Source organism: Aegicerativicinus sediminis, from assembly GCF_015476115.1.
Classification (GTDB): Bacteria; Bacteroidota; Bacteroidia; order Flavobacteriales; family Flavobacteriaceae; genus Aegicerativicinus; species Aegicerativicinus sediminis.
In genome coordinates, this window is the sequence record NZ_CP064295.1 from 22863 (window position 1) to 40601 (window position 17739).

The 17739-nt window shown below is 41.4% G+C and carries 5 protein-coding genes; 4 read left to right on the plus strand and 1 reads right to left on the minus strand.

Annotation, left to right across the window (positions count from 1 at the left end):
- Window positions 1-58: 58 nt before the first annotated feature.
- From ISU00_RS00105 to ISU00_RS00120, 4 genes are all read left to right on the plus strand, one after another.
- Window positions 59-9958 (plus strand): MopE-related protein, encoded by a 9900-nt coding sequence (locus ISU00_RS00105; protein ID WP_228852014.1) that lies wholly within the window; start codon window positions 59-61, stop codon window positions 9956-9958.
- 197 nt (window positions 9959-10155) lie between these two features.
- Window positions 10156-14112, plus strand: coding sequence for a hybrid sensor histidine kinase/response regulator transcription factor (locus ISU00_RS00110; protein ID WP_228852015.1), 3957 nt, complete (start codon window positions 10156-10158; stop codon window positions 14110-14112).
- 700 nt (window positions 14113-14812) lie between these two features.
- Entirely contained in the window at window positions 14813-15580 is a 768-nt protein-coding gene (locus tag ISU00_RS00115) for a 3-keto-disaccharide hydrolase (protein ID WP_228852016.1), read from the plus strand.
- 20 nt (window positions 15581-15600) lie between these two features.
- Window positions 15601-17031, plus strand: a complete 1431-nt coding sequence (locus ISU00_RS00120) for a Gfo/Idh/MocA family protein (protein ID WP_228852017.1) — start codon at window positions 15601-15603, stop codon at window positions 17029-17031.
- On the opposite strand, the gene ISU00_RS00125 is transcribed toward ISU00_RS00120, so the two are convergent.
- On the minus strand, window positions 17028-17621 hold the full coding sequence (locus ISU00_RS00125; RefSeq protein WP_228852018.1) for a 3-keto-disaccharide hydrolase: 594 nt from the start codon (window positions 17619-17621) through the stop codon (window positions 17028-17030). The genes ISU00_RS00120 and ISU00_RS00125 overlap by 4 nt on opposite strands.
- Window positions 17622-17739: the final 118 nt, after the last annotated feature.

The following is a 17739-nucleotide window of genomic DNA, read 5'->3' on the forward strand; positions in this document are numbered from 1 at the left end:
TATCGCCAGCCTAACTTAAGTGTTATCTGTAAGCTATTTCTCAACCAAACCAAAAGTCATGTATAGGTTCTTCACAATTATTCTAATCTTTTTGACCACCTTATCATTTTCCCAAAACTCATTTAATATTAACAATGGAACTGATATTCCGAATGAAATTCAGGACGTTGGCAATTCCAATAATCCAAAACTCAAAAAAGCAAAACGCGCTCGACCTTTTACCCTTAACGAAAATTTCTTCATTAAAGGCAAAATTCAGGAGGGGGATTTAATTCAGTTAGGACTGTTCCATGATAGAAATTATCAAGCGGTTGTAGAAAAACAATCTCTGACCAAAAACGGTGGTACATCAATTATTCTAAAGTTTAAACAGTACCAATACGCCTATGCTTTCTTATCTATTTCTAATGGAAGCTACCTATTAACAATAAACATTCCAGAGAACGGTGAGAGCTATACCACACGAACTTCAAAATCATCTAAAAAAGGGTTTTTAATTCAACGAAATTTAGAATTAGACTCAGATTTAAAATGTGGAAATGAAGCTGAACAACAAATTGATAAAAAAAATCCTGAAGAAAACTCCCCAAATTTAAATCGATTGGTTAATCCATCTGAAACTTGCCTAATATTACCAAACACAGCGAATACTGCCGATATAGATATTCTAGTAGTGTATACCGACGCGGCAGAAACTTGGGCAAATGCAAATGACGGTGGTATTGAAAATACAATTTTAAGTGCGATGGACCAAGCAAATTTGATTTCCACAAATAATGCACTAGGTATCAATTTTAATAGGGTCCACACTGCCAAAGTTAGTTATACCGAAGTAAGTGCAAGTGCAGATTTAAATGCTTTAAAAAGCAGTACAGATGGCGAAATGGATGAGATACACAATCTTCGTAAGATACATAATGCAGATTTAGTCTGTTTATTTACTGACTTACAAGGTGATAATATTGGAGGGATTGCCAATGTACCAAATTCTAGATATGGCCTACCAGATAGGGCATTTGCAAATGTAAAAGTTCATGCCGCCCTTTCGCAATATACTTTTGCCCATGAAATATGTCACAATATGGGTGCTAATCATTACTACTTACAAAGTACTGCTCCAGGACCAACAAATTGGATAGATTGGGACAACCACCAGAGGTCTAGTGGTTGGAGGGATCAAGAACCTGCAATAGGCGACCCTCCAATGTTCCCTAATAGCTTTAGAACTATTATGACTTATGATGATGGAGGAGGTGATAGTCCTATAGCATATTTGTCTGATCCTACAATTATGTTTGGAGAAGGAGATACGGAAGAGCCTATAGGCGATGAATTTGATGGTGACAATGCTAGAACACTTCGAGAAATGAAACATGAGGTTTCTAGGTATAGTGACGCTATTCAATATTGTTTGGCGGGAGAACAGGGCCTTGTTGCTCAAGACATAGACTACATTTCTACTGTGTCCATGGGAGATATAAATCATAGTTCTGAGGGAAGCTTTTATTCCGATCTTTCTGCTTTGGCAACCTGTATGGATCCTGGGGATACCCAAACCTTAACGACTCTTATCGAAAATGCTACTTCCTCAGCCTATTTGGCAGTTTGGATAGACTGGAACGATGATAAAATTTTCGACTCAAGTGAATTGGAATATCACTCCGAGCCAGGAATATCTGAACACTCCATTAATATTACTGCACCATTAGGTCACTCTGCCGGGAAAAAACGTATGAGAATCCGCTACTATAAGACGGGTACGGCTCCGATTTCAGGTTGGATTCCAGGAAACCTAGACCCTTGCGGATTTTTTGCCGTAGGAGAGGTAGAAGACTATACTATTCTGTTAGGAGAAGGAACTCCCTGCAATAGTAATTCTATTCCACAAAACTTAACAGCGGAGAACATCACAGACTCAGAAGCAACAATAGTATGGGACCCGTACTCTGGAGTTGATTATTATGAGCTAGACTACCGACTAGTGGGCGACCCTAGTTGGACAACGATTTCCAATATAGTTTATCCATTTTATACTTTGACAGGTTTGGAAGTTCAAACAGACTATGAAGTACAAGTCCGAAGTGTATGTTTATCGGTACCAACTGATCCATCTGCAATCTTACCTTTTTCAACAAATGATTTGGTTTATTGCGAAGCAGGTGCGACTGACACTCAATATGAAAAGATTTCTACAGTTATATTTAATACAATCAATAATATTTCAACATCTGTAGGAGGATATGAAGATTTTACTTCGATTTCAACCGATGTGAACCAAGGAGAAACCTATAGTTTTTCTGCCTCATATAGCGGAACTTCATTTAGTTCTGATCAGGTAATCGTCTGGATTGATTTTAACCAGGATGGGGATTTTGAAGATGCTGGAGAGGAGGTTTTAGTAACATCTCTTAAAGCTTCTCCCTGGGAGGGTAATATAACCATACCTGAGACAGCATTACTTGGGGATACTACGATGCGAATAAGGCTTCATGATGCTAATCAAGGTGCAAATACTACACCTTGTGGAAATTCAACCTATGGACAAGTAGAAGATTATACTGTTAATATTATCGAATCCTGCACAAACTCAACAATTTATTATGTCGATGCCGATAATGATACATATGGAGACATCAATGATTCAGGAACCTTATTCTGCAGCGATCCCGGTACAGGCTGGAGCCTGAGCAATGATGACTGTAACGACGCCGATGAGGCGATCAACCCAGGAGCCGCCGAAGTCTGTGACGGAGTGGACAACGACTGCGACGGACAGATAGACGAGGACGGAGATACCCTGTATTATGTCGATGCCGATAATGATACATATGGAGACATCAATGATTCAGGAACCTTATTCTGCAGCGATCCCGGTACAGGCTGGAGCCTGAGCAATGATGACTGTAACGACGCCGATGAGGCGATCAACCCAGGAGCCGCCGAAGTCTGTGACGGAGTGGACAACGACTGCGACGGACAGATAGACGAGGACGGAGATACCCTGTATTATGTCGATGCCGATAATGATACATATGGAGACATCAATGATTCAGGAACCTTATTCTGCAGCGATCCCGGTACAGGCTGGAGCCTGAGCAATGATGACTGTAACGACGCCGATGAGGCGATCAACCCAGGAGCCGCCGAAGTCTGTGACGGAGTGGACAACGACTGCGACGGACAGATAGACGAGGACGGAGATACCCTGTATTATGTCGATGCCGATAATGATACATATGGAGACATCAATGATTCAGGAACCTTATTCTGCAGCGATCCCGGTACAGGCTGGAGCCTGAGCAATGATGACTGTAACGACGCCGATGAGGCGATCAACCCAGGAGCCGCCGAAGTCTGTGACGGAGTGGACAACGACTGCGACGGACAGATAGACGAGGACGGAGATACCCTGTATTATGTCGATGCCGATAATGATACATATGGAGACATCAATGATTCAGGAACCTTATTCTGCAGCGATCCCGGTACAGGCTGGAGCCTGAGCAATGATGACTGTAACGACGCCGATGAGGCGATCAACCCAGGAGCCGCCGAAGTCTGTGACGGAGTGGACAACGACTGCGACGGACAGATAGACGAGGACGGAGATACCCTGTATTATGTCGATGCCGATAATGATACATATGGAGACATCAATGATTCAGGAACCTTATTCTGCAGCGATCCCGGTACAGGCTGGAGCCTGAGCAATGATGACTGTAACGACGCCGATGAGGCGATCAACCCAGGAGCCGCCGAAGTCTGTGACGGAGTGGACAACGACTGCGACGGACAGATAGACGAGGACGGAGATACCCTGTATTATGTCGATGCCGATAATGATACATATGGAGACATCAATGATTCAGGAACCTTATTCTGCAGCGATCCCGGTACAGGCTGGAGCCTGAGCAATGATGACTGTAACGACGCCGATGAGGCGATCAACCCAGGAGCCGCCGAAGTCTGTGACGGAGTGGACAACGACTGCGACGGACAGATAGACGAGGACGGAGATACCCTGTATTATGTCGATGCCGATAATGATACATATGGAGACATCAATGATTCAGGAACCTTATTCTGCAGCGATCCCGGTACAGGCTGGAGCCTGAGCAATGATGACTGTAACGACGCCGATGAGGCGATCAACCCAGGAGCCGCCGAAGTCTGTGACGGAGTGGACAACGACTGCGACGGACAGATAGACGAGGACGGAGATACCCTGTATTATGTCGATGCCGATAATGATACATATGGAGACATCAATGATTCAGGAACCTTATTCTGCAGCGATCCCGGTACAGGCTGGAGCCTGAGCAATGATGACTGTAACGACGCCGATGAGGCGATCAACCCAGGAGCCGCCGAAGTCTGTGACGGAGTGGACAACGACTGCGACGGACAGATAGACGAGGACGGAGATACCCTGTATTATGTCGATGCCGATAATGATACATATGGAGACATCAATGATTCAGGAACCTTATTCTGCAGCGATCCCGGTACAGGCTGGAGCCTGAGCAATGATGACTGTAACGACGCCGATGAGGCGATCAACCCAGGAGCCGCCGAAGTCTGTGACGGAGTGGACAACGACTGCGACGGACAGATAGACGAGGACGGAGATACCCTGTATTATGTCGATGCCGATAATGATACATATGGAGACATCAATGATTCAGGAACCTTATTCTGCAGCGATCCCGGTACAGGCTGGAGCCTGAGCAATGATGACTGTAACGACGCCGATGAGGCGATCAACCCAGGAGCCGCCGAAGTCTGTGACGGAGTGGACAACGACTGCGACGGACAGATAGACGAGGACGGAGATACCCTGTATTATGTCGATGCCGATAATGATACATATGGAGACATCAATGATTCAGGAACCTTATTCTGCAGCGATCCCGGTACAGGCTGGAGCCTGAGCAATGATGACTGTAACGACGCCGATGAGGCGATCAACCCAGGAGCCGCCGAAGTCTGTGACGGAGTGGACAACGACTGCGACGGACAGATAGACGAGGACGGAGATACCCTGTATTATGTCGATGCCGATAATGATACATATGGAGACATCAATGATTCAGGAACCTTATTCTGCAGCGATCCCGGTACAGGCTGGAGCCTGAGCAATGATGACTGTAACGACGCCGATGAGGCGATCAACCCAGGAGCCGCCGAAGTCTGTGACGGAGTGGACAACGACTGCGACGGACAGATAGACGAGGACGGAGATACCCTGTATTATGTCGATGCCGATAATGATACATATGGAGACATCAATGATTCAGGAACCTTATTCTGCAGCGATCCCGGTACAGGCTGGAGCCTGAGCAATGATGACTGTAACGACGCCGATGAGGCGATCAACCCAGGAGCCGCCGAAGTCTGTGACGGAGTGGACAACGACTGCGACGGACAGATAGACGAGGACGGAGATACCCTGTATTATGTCGATGCCGATAATGATACATATGGAGACATCAATGATTCAGGAACCTTATTCTGCAGCGATCCCGGTACAGGCTGGAGCCTGAGCAATGATGACTGTAACGACGCCGATGAGGCGATCAACCCAGGAGCCGCCGAAGTCTGTGACGGAGTGGACAACGACTGCGACGGACAGATAGACGAGGACGGAGATACCCTGTATTATGTCGATGCCGATAATGATACATATGGAGACATCAATGATTCAGGAACCTTATTCTGCAGCGATCCCGGTACAGGCTGGAGCCTGAGCAATGATGACTGTAACGACGCCGATGAGGCGATCAACCCAGGAGCCGCCGAAGTCTGTGACGGAGTGGACAACGACTGCGACGGACAGATAGACGAGGACGGAGATACCCTGTATTATGTCGATGCCGATAATGATACATATGGAGACATCAATGATTCAGGAACCTTATTCTGCAGCGATCCCGGTACAGGCTGGAGCCTGAGCAATGATGACTGTAACGACGCCGATGAGGCGATCAACCCAGGAGCCGCCGAAGTCTGTGACGGAGTGGACAACGACTGCGACGGACAGATAGACGAGGACGGAGATACCCTGTATTATGTCGATGCCGATAATGATACATATGGAGACATCAATGATTCAGGAACCTTATTCTGCAGCGATCCCGGTACAGGCTGGAGCCTGAGCAATGATGACTGTAACGACGCCGATGAGGCGATCAACCCAGGAGCCGCCGAAGTCTGTGACGGAGTGGACAACGACTGCGACGGACAGATAGACGAGGACGGAGATACCCTGTATTATGTCGATGCCGATAATGATACATATGGAGACATCAATGATTCAGGAACCTTATTCTGCAGCGATCCCGGTACAGGCTGGAGCCTGAGCAATGATGACTGTAACGACGCCGATGAGGCGATCAACCCAGGAGCCGCCGAAGTCTGTGACGGAGTGGACAACGACTGCGACGGACAGATAGACGAGGACGGAGATACCCTGTATTATGTCGATGCCGATAATGATACATATGGAGACATCAATGATTCAGGAACCTTATTCTGCAGCGATCCCGGTACAGGCTGGAGCCTGAGCAATGATGACTGTAACGACGCCGATGAGGCGATCAACCCAGGAGCCGCCGAAGTCTGTGACGGAGTGGACAACGACTGCGACGGACAGATAGACGAGGACGGAGATACCCTGTATTATGTCGATGCCGATAATGATACATATGGAGACATCAATGATTCAGGAACCTTATTCTGCAGCGATCCCGGTACAGGCTGGAGCCTGAGCAATGATGACTGTAACGACGCCGATGAGGCGATCAACCCAGGAGCCGCCGAAGTCTGTGACGGAGTGGACAACGACTGCGACGGACAGATAGACGAGGACGGAGATACCCTGTATTATGTCGATGCCGATAATGATACATATGGAGACATCAATGATTCAGGAACCTTATTCTGCAGCGATCCCGGTACAGGCTGGAGCCTGAGCAATGATGACTGTAACGACGCCGATGAGGCGATCAACCCAGGAGCCGCCGAAGTCTGTGACGGAGTGGACAACGACTGCGACGGACAGATAGACGAGGACGGAGATACCCTGTATTATGTCGATGCCGATAATGATACATATGGAGACATCAATGATTCAGGAACCTTATTCTGCAGCGATCCCGGTACAGGCTGGAGCCTGAGCAATGATGACTGTAACGACGCCGATGAGGCGATCAACCCAGGAGCCGCCGAAGTCTGTGACGGAGTGGACAACGACTGCGACGGACAGATAGACGAGGACGGAGATACCCTGTATTATGTCGATGCCGATAATGATACATATGGAGACATCAATGATTCAGGAACCTTATTCTGCAGCGATCCCGGTACAGGCTGGAGCCTGAGCAATGATGACTGTAACGACGCCGATGAGGCGATCAACCCAGGAGCCGCCGAAGTCTGTGACGGAGTGGACAACGACTGCGACGGACAGATAGACGAGGACGGAGATACCCTGTATTATGTCGATGCCGATAATGATACATATGGAGACATCAATGATTCAGGAACCTTATTCTGCAGCGATCCCGGTACAGGCTGGAGCCTGAGCAATGATGACTGTAACGACGCCGATGAGGCGATCAACCCAGGAGCCGCCGAAGTCTGTGACGGAGTGGACAACGACTGCGACGGACAGATAGACGAGGACGGAGATACCCTGTATTATGTCGATGCCGATAATGATACATATGGAGACATCAATGATTCAGGAACCTTATTCTGCAGCGATCCCGGTACAGGCTGGAGCCTGAGCAATGATGACTGTAACGACGCCGATGAGGCGATCAACCCAGGAGCCGCCGAAGTCTGTGACGGAGTGGACAACGACTGCGACGGACAGATAGACGAGGACGGAGATACCCTGTATTATGTCGATGCCGATAATGATACATATGGAGACATCAATGATTCAGGAACCTTATTCTGCAGCGATCCCGGTACAGGCTGGAGCCTGAGCAATGATGACTGTAACGACGCCGATGAGGCGATCAACCCAGGAGCCGCCGAAGTCTGTGACGGAGTGGACAACGACTGCGACGGACAGATAGACGAGGACGGAGATTCAACTTTCTATGCCGATAACGACCAGGATGGATACGGGGACCCTAACGATTCAGTGGTCAGCTGTTCAACACCTGAAGGATATGTCACCGACAATACAGACTGCGACGACACAGACGCTGCCATTGGCGCCCCAACAACATGGTACGCCGATACCGACGGCGACGGATACGGCGACCCAAGCGACTCCCAGCAGACATGCAGCCAACCGCAGGGATACGTGGACAACCCGGACGACCTCGAACCGAACTCGCCATGCCCAGGCGATGTCGACGCAAACGGCGTCTCCAACGACGCCGACGCCGACGGGATACCCAACTGCCAGGACAACTGCGACGGGACCATAGATTCCGACGGGGACGGAACAAACGACTGTGACGACCTCTGTCCAAACGATGCCGATAAGGTAGCGCCAGGGGACTGCGGCTGCGGGGTAGCGGATACCGACTCTGATGGGGACGGTACGCCCGATTGCGACGATGCCTGCCCGACAGACCCACTAAAGACCGCCCCGGGAGACTGCGGGTGCAACGTAACGGAGGCCGATACTGACCAGGACGGAATACTCGACTGCAACGACCAGGAGGTCGATTCACCATGCCCTGGCGATGTCGATGCCAACGGCGTCTCAAACGACGACGACAATGACGGGATACCCAACTGCCAGGACAGCTGCGACGGGACCATAGATTCCGACGGGGACGGAACAAACGACTGTGACGACCTCTGTCCAAACGATGCCGATAAGGTAGCGCCAGGGGACTGCGGCTGCGGGGTAGCGGATACCGACTCTGATGGGGACGGTACGCCCGATTGCGACGATGCCTGCCCGACAGACCCACTAAAGACCGCCCCGGGAGACTGCGGGTGCAACGTAACGGAGGCCGATACTGACCAGGACGGAATACTCGACTGCAACGACCAGGAGGTCGATTCACCATGCCCTGGCGATGTCGATGCCAACGGCGTCTCAAACGATGACGACAATGACGGAATAGTAAATTGTTTCGATAACTGCCCATCCGTTTCCAACTCAGATCAAACAGATTCCGACAACAACGGAATTGGAGATGTATGTGAAAACGCAGAGGTATTTTGTGATGCAGGTTTTGCCAGAAAACCCGAAGGATCTATTTGTTTTGATGATGAATTTGATCGTTGGGGTTGGACTCAACAAATACCAAATTCTGGATCAACAGAATTAGACCTTTATATAGGTGCCGCCTTCTGTGATGTTGAAAATCGAACGCCAATAGGAAATGTATTGGTCTCAAATAACAATGGATGGACCACAGTTAAGGTTTCTTTGGAGGATGACACATACAGTTTAGAGAAAGTACATCTTTATATTGGGTGTGAACCCTACCCTAAAAAAGGAAATAAAACAACCGTGGCACCAGGACAATTCCCATTTAAGACTCCAAAATTGAACAATATTGATCAGGTATCTATCAGCGGAATTGATACTCGAAACTTAGGAGAGAACTATTATATAATTTTACATGCCGAAGTATGTGAAACTATTGAAGAAGATTTATTTGAATTCAACTATAATGTAGCAAAAAATAAGTCCAAACCCGATTGCAATTTAAATGGAAATATGGCTTCATCAAATATCGAACTATATCCAAATCCAACATCTTCAAATCTTACTATCGATTTGGAAGAATTTGAGGAAGAAAATTCAATTCTTAAAATCTATGACATGTTTGGCAGGCTTCTTTACCACAAAGATGTAATCGAACATGAAAAAGTTTTAATTGATGTAACGAAAAATTTTCAACCTGGCGTTCACCTTGCTATAATAAAAGGCAAACACCGAACAGTAATTAAAAAGTTCATTGTTTACAGAAATGATTAACAAAAAAGGAGGGATTAATTTCCCTCCTCTTTTTTTTATTTGGAATGGTTTTTTTCTAATGAGTTAAAAATTAATATGGATTAAGTGAGAAATAACTTTCATTTGAAATTTAAGTTGTTATATTTAAACTAAATAGATTCTTCCTAAATTATTTTGGCTCCAAATTTATCGTTAACCTATAAAGCTTTTAGGGTTAAATGACGTTTTTGTTTTCCAAACAACATAACAGTTTTGTTCAATTATTTCTTATTGCACTTATCATAGTCGCACCTAGAAATTTATATCCCCAAAGCCCTTCAATAAATTCCACCCCTGAAAGAGTAAATTTTAATCATCTAACTGTAAACGAGGGGCTTTCACAAAACAGTGCAATATCAATCGCGCAAGATAGCTTAGGCTATTTATGGATTGCCACCCAAGATGGTCTCAATCGCTACGACGGAAATAACATAACCAAATACCTTAAGAAGTTTGATGATATAACACGTGAAAATTACAGTATTTTGGGTAAGGTTTACGTTGACCTAAATGGATTCGTTTGGATAATTACAACTACAGGAAATCTAGAAATTTTCCTTCCAGGTTCATCAAATTTCAAGCAGATCAAAACACCTTTTCCTATAAGTACAATTTTACAATTAAACGATAACACCTATCTACTCGGCACCTACAATCATGGGTTTTACGTTATTAAAAAATCAGACGAAAAAAAATTTGACGCAATTCATTATGCTATTGAAGATCAAACTGTATATGATTTTATAGAATTTCAAAGTAAGATTTTTGTTGCTGCCGAACATAACATTTATAGCCTCAAAGATGGTGGAATAAAAAAAATTAATAATTCTAGGACAACAAATGAACCTCCTTTTTATAGTTCCCTAGAAACATCTGGAAAGGAATTATTCATTGGCACTTTCGGACAAGGCTTACATTACTTCAACCCAATAAGCAACAAGATTGAACACTTCGGAGATTATAATAATCCTCAATTATGGAAACAACTTAATATACAAGATCTTAAATTATCTAAAGAGCAAAACTTATGGATTGGTACTTATGGCGATGGTGCTTTTAAGCTGAATATAAATGACCATCAAACACAACAATATATTTATAATAAATACGACGATAGTTCTATAAATTACAATGATATACTTTGTCTATATGAGGATAATTCTGGAAATGTTTGGTTTGGGACTGACGGAGGTGGAGCTAGTTTTTTCGATGCTTATTTAAACAAATTTAATGGGTTAACCAACCGACAAGTTGGAGACTCTGTTCAAGTAGACGTCATAAGATCTATTGCAGTTACACCTAATGGTGATATGTGGTTGGGAACATCAGGTAAGGGCTTAACTTTTGTTTCTCAAGATGGTCTTGAAATGAAAACATATAATACCAGCAATTCGCCTATTTCTTCAAATCGTATAATGAGTTTATTGTATGATGATGGTAGGCTTTTAATTGGTACACAAGGCAATGGTTTAGATATTTTAACTGAAGAAAAACATTGGGAACATTTTAATGTTACTTCTAATCCATCTTTGAACGCAAAAACAATTTGGACCATTAAAAAAAACAAGGAAGGTTTTTGGTTAGGAAGTCGGGATAATGGATTAATCCTCTTCGATATTATGAATGGGACAATTGAGGAATTTAATAATAATTTATCCACTGAAAACTCGATTATCAGCAATAATATAAGGGCAATTGAGGAAGACAAAGGCGGAAACATATGGATTGCAAGTTCCGATAGAGGTTTATGTTCTTTCAACCGGAACACTAGGCGTTTCAGTTACTACAATAACATTCCAGACGAACTAAAAAGTCTTTACTATGACGAAAAAAGAGATATTTTATGGATAGGAACTAACGGTTACGGATTATATGAATTTAAACCAAACACGGGAGAAGTAAACGCAACCTATACCCTTGAAAATGAATCTTTATTAAATAATGTGGTTTATGGCATTTTAGAAGATGATGAGAATCAATTATGGTTAAGCTCAAATAAAGGCCTTACTGAATTCGACTTAGACAACCATACCACCAAACATTATAATAGGTTTGATGGATTACAAGGATTGGAATTTAATACTGGGGCATATTTTCAACATGCAAACGGAACTCTTTATTTTGGTGGTCTTAATGGAATAAACTGGTTTAAACCTAACCAGATTGAAACAAACCCAAACGCCCCAAATACAGTAATTACGGATTTGCAAATAAACGGGAATTCATATCCTATTGAAAAACACCATGAATTTGAACCCAGCAATAATACCTTAACTTTTACTTTTAGTGCTTTACATTTTTCACAGCCACAACGTAATAACTATATGTATTTGCTTGAAGGATATGATGAAGATTGGACACTTTCAGGATTTGGTAACAGGGCACATTACACCAAATTGCCTCCTGGCGATTACACCTTTAAAGTAAAATCGAGTAATTATGATGGTGTTTGGGGGGAAGAGATATCCACTTTTCCGTTTTCAATTAAAAAACCTTGGTACATTTCAAATTTAGCTATTGCTTCCTATTTATTGTTGTTTGGAATTTTAATTTGGTTGCTTTTAAATTACCTAAGATGGCGCTGGAAAATTCAAATGCAATTAAAAGCTGAACATCAACAAGCAGAATATTTTAAAGAACTGAATGAGATTAAAACAAAATTATACACAAATATTTCTCATGAAATTCGTACACCATTAACACTTATTCGAGGACCGGTTATAAATCAGTTGAATCGTAAAGATCTTTCAAAAAAGGACCAAAAAGAATTAGCCTTATTAAATAGAAATACCGAACGTTTAATGGACCTAGTCAACCAGATGAATGATTTATCGAGGATTGATTCTGGCCAAATGAAGGTGGTGGAGACGAAGGGTGATTTATCCAATTTCTTGAAACAAATTATCCAAGGATTTGAGTATAAAGCAAAAGAAAAAGACATAACTATACAACATAATTTACAAGCAATTCCCCCGGCCCTATTTGATCCAGACATATTGGATAAAATTGTTTCCAACCTTTTAAGCAATGCTGTAAAATATGCTCCAATAAATTCAAAAGTGAAAATTTCTGCGGACCTAATTAACAGTAATATGGTTCTTAGCATTGTTAATAGTAACACACAAGTAAATGTCAAAAATCTAAACAGAATGTTTGATCGGTTTTATCAAAACGATCATAAATCTGAGGGTATGGGAGTTGGTTTGGCCTTGGTAAAAGAATTGGTAGAATTATGTCAAGGACAGATAATCGCCAACAATTTGCAGGAAGATAAAATTCAATTTACGGTAACTCTACCATTAAAAATTGAAAAGATCCATGAAAGATCTGTTAATGAAAAAATCAATCTAAATTCTAAGGACACAATAGATGAATTAACCAAATTGAAACCATCAATTCTAATTGTTGAGGATAATGTAGAAATTCGAAAATTCTTAGCTTCAATCCTAAATACCGATTATAAAATTTTTGAAGCGGATAATGGTGAAAAAGGATTTCTTATGGCAACTGAAAAGCTACCTGAATTAATTATTTCAGATATAATGATGCCAATTATGGACGGACGGGAATTCTGCAAAAAAATTAAATCTAACCCCACCACTTCAACTATTCCTGTAATATTATTAACTGCCATGTCAGGCTCTAAAAATGAAGTTAAAGGTTTAGAGCATGGTGCGGATGGATATGTCACTAAACCCTTTAATCCACAAAAATTAATTTTAACAATTGATAATATGTTGAAATCGGTCAGCAAATTAAAGGACCGTTATGCTCATAATATTATTACAAATAAAGGGATTGAAACCTATAAGATTGAGGAAAAATTCTTGGATGATTTAAAATCAGTATTAGACAAAAACCTTACCGACCCTAATTTTACAGCTGACAAATTTTGTCGATTGATGGGTATGAGTCGTACTCAATTACATAGAAAATTGAAATCAATTGCAGGTTTTTCTACAACTGAATTTATTAGAAAACAACGTCTTCAATTAGGTGAGGTTTTATTAAGGGAATCTGACGCTACCGTATCAGAAATTGCATACCAACTTGGATTTAATTCTTCATCTTATTTTATAAAGTGCTTTAAAAAGGACTACAATTGCACACCTGATGAATACAGGAATTCTGCTTGATATAAATTATAGCATAATATGTAACATATGTACAATGTTTTGAAACATTTGTATTATTTCAAAAATCCAAACTGAAATATATTTGATTAAAGGCTTATTAAAAAACATTGAATCTTTTTTATAATCCCCGATTTTCCCCGCATATAATCACCTTTTAAAAATGGGTGATCTAATATTGATTAATACGCATTTTAGGATGAAAATTGTAGGGAAGTCAGAAACCCCTAATAAGGATAAAGATATTTATCTTGGAATTGACCATTTAAATCCAGGAGTATATAATTTAAAAATTACCCTAAATAATAAAGTTATAAAGACGGTTACTTTACGTAGAAATAATTAAATCATTTTTATGATACGTTATCAAGAAGAAAACCGATTAAAATTAAATTATGGCAAATAAAATCAGCCTTTCGGTTTGTGGGGAACCGAGGGCTGTGGTTGCCATGTATTTTTTAAATTTATAAATATGTATTAGCCAACTATTTAGTCTTTCAAAATCAAAAAACAAAAAAGAGTCATACGAAAAATTTAGGTATTGTGGGGAGATCTAAATTGAGTTTGGCTCATTTTTTTATTCATTTTTTTGATTTTCCAGTTATGAAGTAAAACCAGGCTTTGTTATCTTACTCCTTTAAAATTCAATCTAATTAATATGTTTCATCGGTGTTCCCCTCTACCACTTCTTTTAACATTGGCGATGTTTTCTCTTTTTATTTCTTGTAAATCAGATAAAAACAGCTCGGAAGAACAACTATCTCCTGAAAATTCTGAAGCCCAACCAATCGATGATTGGATATACCTTTTCGATGGCTCAAACCTTGATGGATGGCGTGGGTATAATATGGATTCCTTACCACCTGGATGGACCATTAAAGATGGTACCTTAACTTTTGATACAGAACTAGGATTAGAACAAGATTATACCGGTGGGAAAGATATAATTTATGGTAAAGAGGAATTTGATAATTTTGAATTATCCCTAGAATGGAAGATCCCAAAAGGAGGAAATAGTGGTATTTTTTATCATGTTAAGGAGGGTTATTCGGGCCCTCCAGAAGTCTCTCCAGAATATCAACTAATAGATGATGAAAATTATGCAACCATGCATGACCTTACAGGTTATAACTCACAATTTGGAGCTGAACATCCAGAGCTTTTACAAGATTGGCAAAAAACTGGTGCTGATTATGCAATGCATGTTGCAGATGAATCTCAAAAACAATTAAATCCTGCAGGGGAATGGAATACTTCCAAAATTGTTTTTACTCCTGAAAAAGTAGAACATTGGCTTAATGGGAAAAAATTGCTTGAATTTAAACCATGGACTGAAGATTGGTTTGCAAAGAAAAATTCCGGAAAATGGGATAATGCTCCTGATTATGCAAAGTACAAAACCGGTTATATTGGATTACAAGATCACGCAAGCCCAATTTGGTTTAGAAATATAAAAATTAGAAAACTTTAATCCCATTTAAGTAAATACTTATGAATAAAAGAGAATTTTTAAAAATTTCTGGACTTGGAACGGCTGGATTGGCATTACTACCGACATTTTCTTGGGGAAGAGAAAAATATATCGAAAAATTAAGAACTGCTCACATCGGAGTTGGCAATATGGGTTTTGAGGATTTAAAAGCTATTTCCTCCCATAAAAAAGTGGAAGTAGCCGCTTTGTGTGACGTAGATTCAATTTATTTGGAAAAGGCTCACAAATTATACCCAAATGCCAAGGTTTATAGGGACTACAGGTTAATGTTAAAAGAAATGAAGGATCAAATTGATGCGGTAATTGTTTCAACTCCAGACCATACACATGCACCAGCTTCTTTGATGGCTATGGAAATGAACAAAGCTGTTTACTGCCAAAAACCTTTGACCCACCATGTTTCTGAAGCTAGAGCCATGAAAAAATTGGCTTCAGATAAAAACTTGGTCACACAAATGGGAATTCAAGTACATTCCTTTTATGACTATAAGTTGGCAACATTGCTAATACAATCTGGCATCATAGGAAAGGTGCACAGAGTTCATGCATGGTCTCCTAAAAATTGGGGCTATGATGGTAATCCTCCTGAGGGAAGTGATTCTATTCCAGAAAACTTGGATTGGAATCTTTGGTTAGGTACGGCGAAAAAAAGACTATATAAAGAAGGCTATTATCATCCCATGAATTGGCGAAAGCTATTAGACTATGGTTGTGGCACTTTAGGTGATATGGGAGTACATATTTTTGACACTCCCTATAATGCACTACAGTTAGATGTTCCCTTTACCGTTAAAACTGAATGTAGAACACCTAATAATTATGGTTTTCCGGAAAATAATACAGTAACTTATGAATTTCCTGGCACAAAATTTACAGGAAAAACCTTAACCTGGATTTGGTATGATGGCAAAGGTGCTCCCAATGAACATAAGGATTTAATATTACCAGACTCTAAAGTTAAATCTACTGACAATAAAACGACTGAACAATCAATTGAAGAAAAAGTTTCTTTAGAAACACAAGCTGCGGCCGAGGGTCAGCTTCCCGACCAAGGAGCAATGTTTGTTGGTGACAAAGGACGTTTATTACTACCACATTTCATGCAATTACCAAAAAAGATTGTTAGCAACAAATACGTAGATATTTCAAAGGAAATCCAACATTTATCAAAAAAACATAGTTTAGGTGAACCTATTCGTAATTATGAATCAGAAGGCCCTAAACATTACCATCAATTTGTTGATGCCTGTTTAGGAAAAGATGAATGTTCTGCACCATTTTCTTATGCAGCCCGACTAACAGAAACAATTTTGTTGGGTGTTATTGCTGGTCGGTTTCCAAACAAGACATTACATTGGAATAATAAAACTGCAAAATTTTCAGAAGAAGAGGCTAACCAATTCCTAGATTCAACCTATAGAAATTTTTAAAGGTGTTTTAAAACAATATTTTTCCAGAGAACCTTAATTCCACCTCCTGAATGAATTTGCAGAGCTATTTGTCCGGTGGCGGACCCTATTTCAGCGTCTTTTAATTCTATCATTTTTTGGCCATTAAGCCAGGTGGTTACTTTATCACCAACTACCCTAACCTTTATGGTATTCCAATCTCCAAATTTTAAGTAGGAATCTTTCTTAAGTTCAGGCTGAATGAGCCATCCTCGACCATAAGATTCATAAATACCACCTGTAAAAAGACCAGGTGGAGCAACTTCTACTTGCCATCCTGAAACCGTGGTACCATCCACACTAGATCTAAAAAATACGCCACTATTACCATCTGCTTCCTGTTTGAATTCCGCAGTTAATTCAAAATCCTTATATGTGTTTTCAGTACCTAAATAACCATAGGCTTTATCTGCGCCACTTTCCGAAACGAGTATTCCATCTTCAACGTACCATTTTTCAGTACCATATACAATCCAACCATCTAAATTTTTACCATTGAATAAAACTTCCTGTTGGGAAAAACAATAATTGGTCAGTAACACCAAAGGGGTAAAAAATAAAATAAATCTCATTAGTAAGTTAGTTAGGTGAATATCACGAAATCCAAATATAGTATAAAGCTTTAAAAATGCTAGAAAATAGCTTCAAGTGTAAAATCATTTCAAACTTAACATTATGGGAAAAATAAAT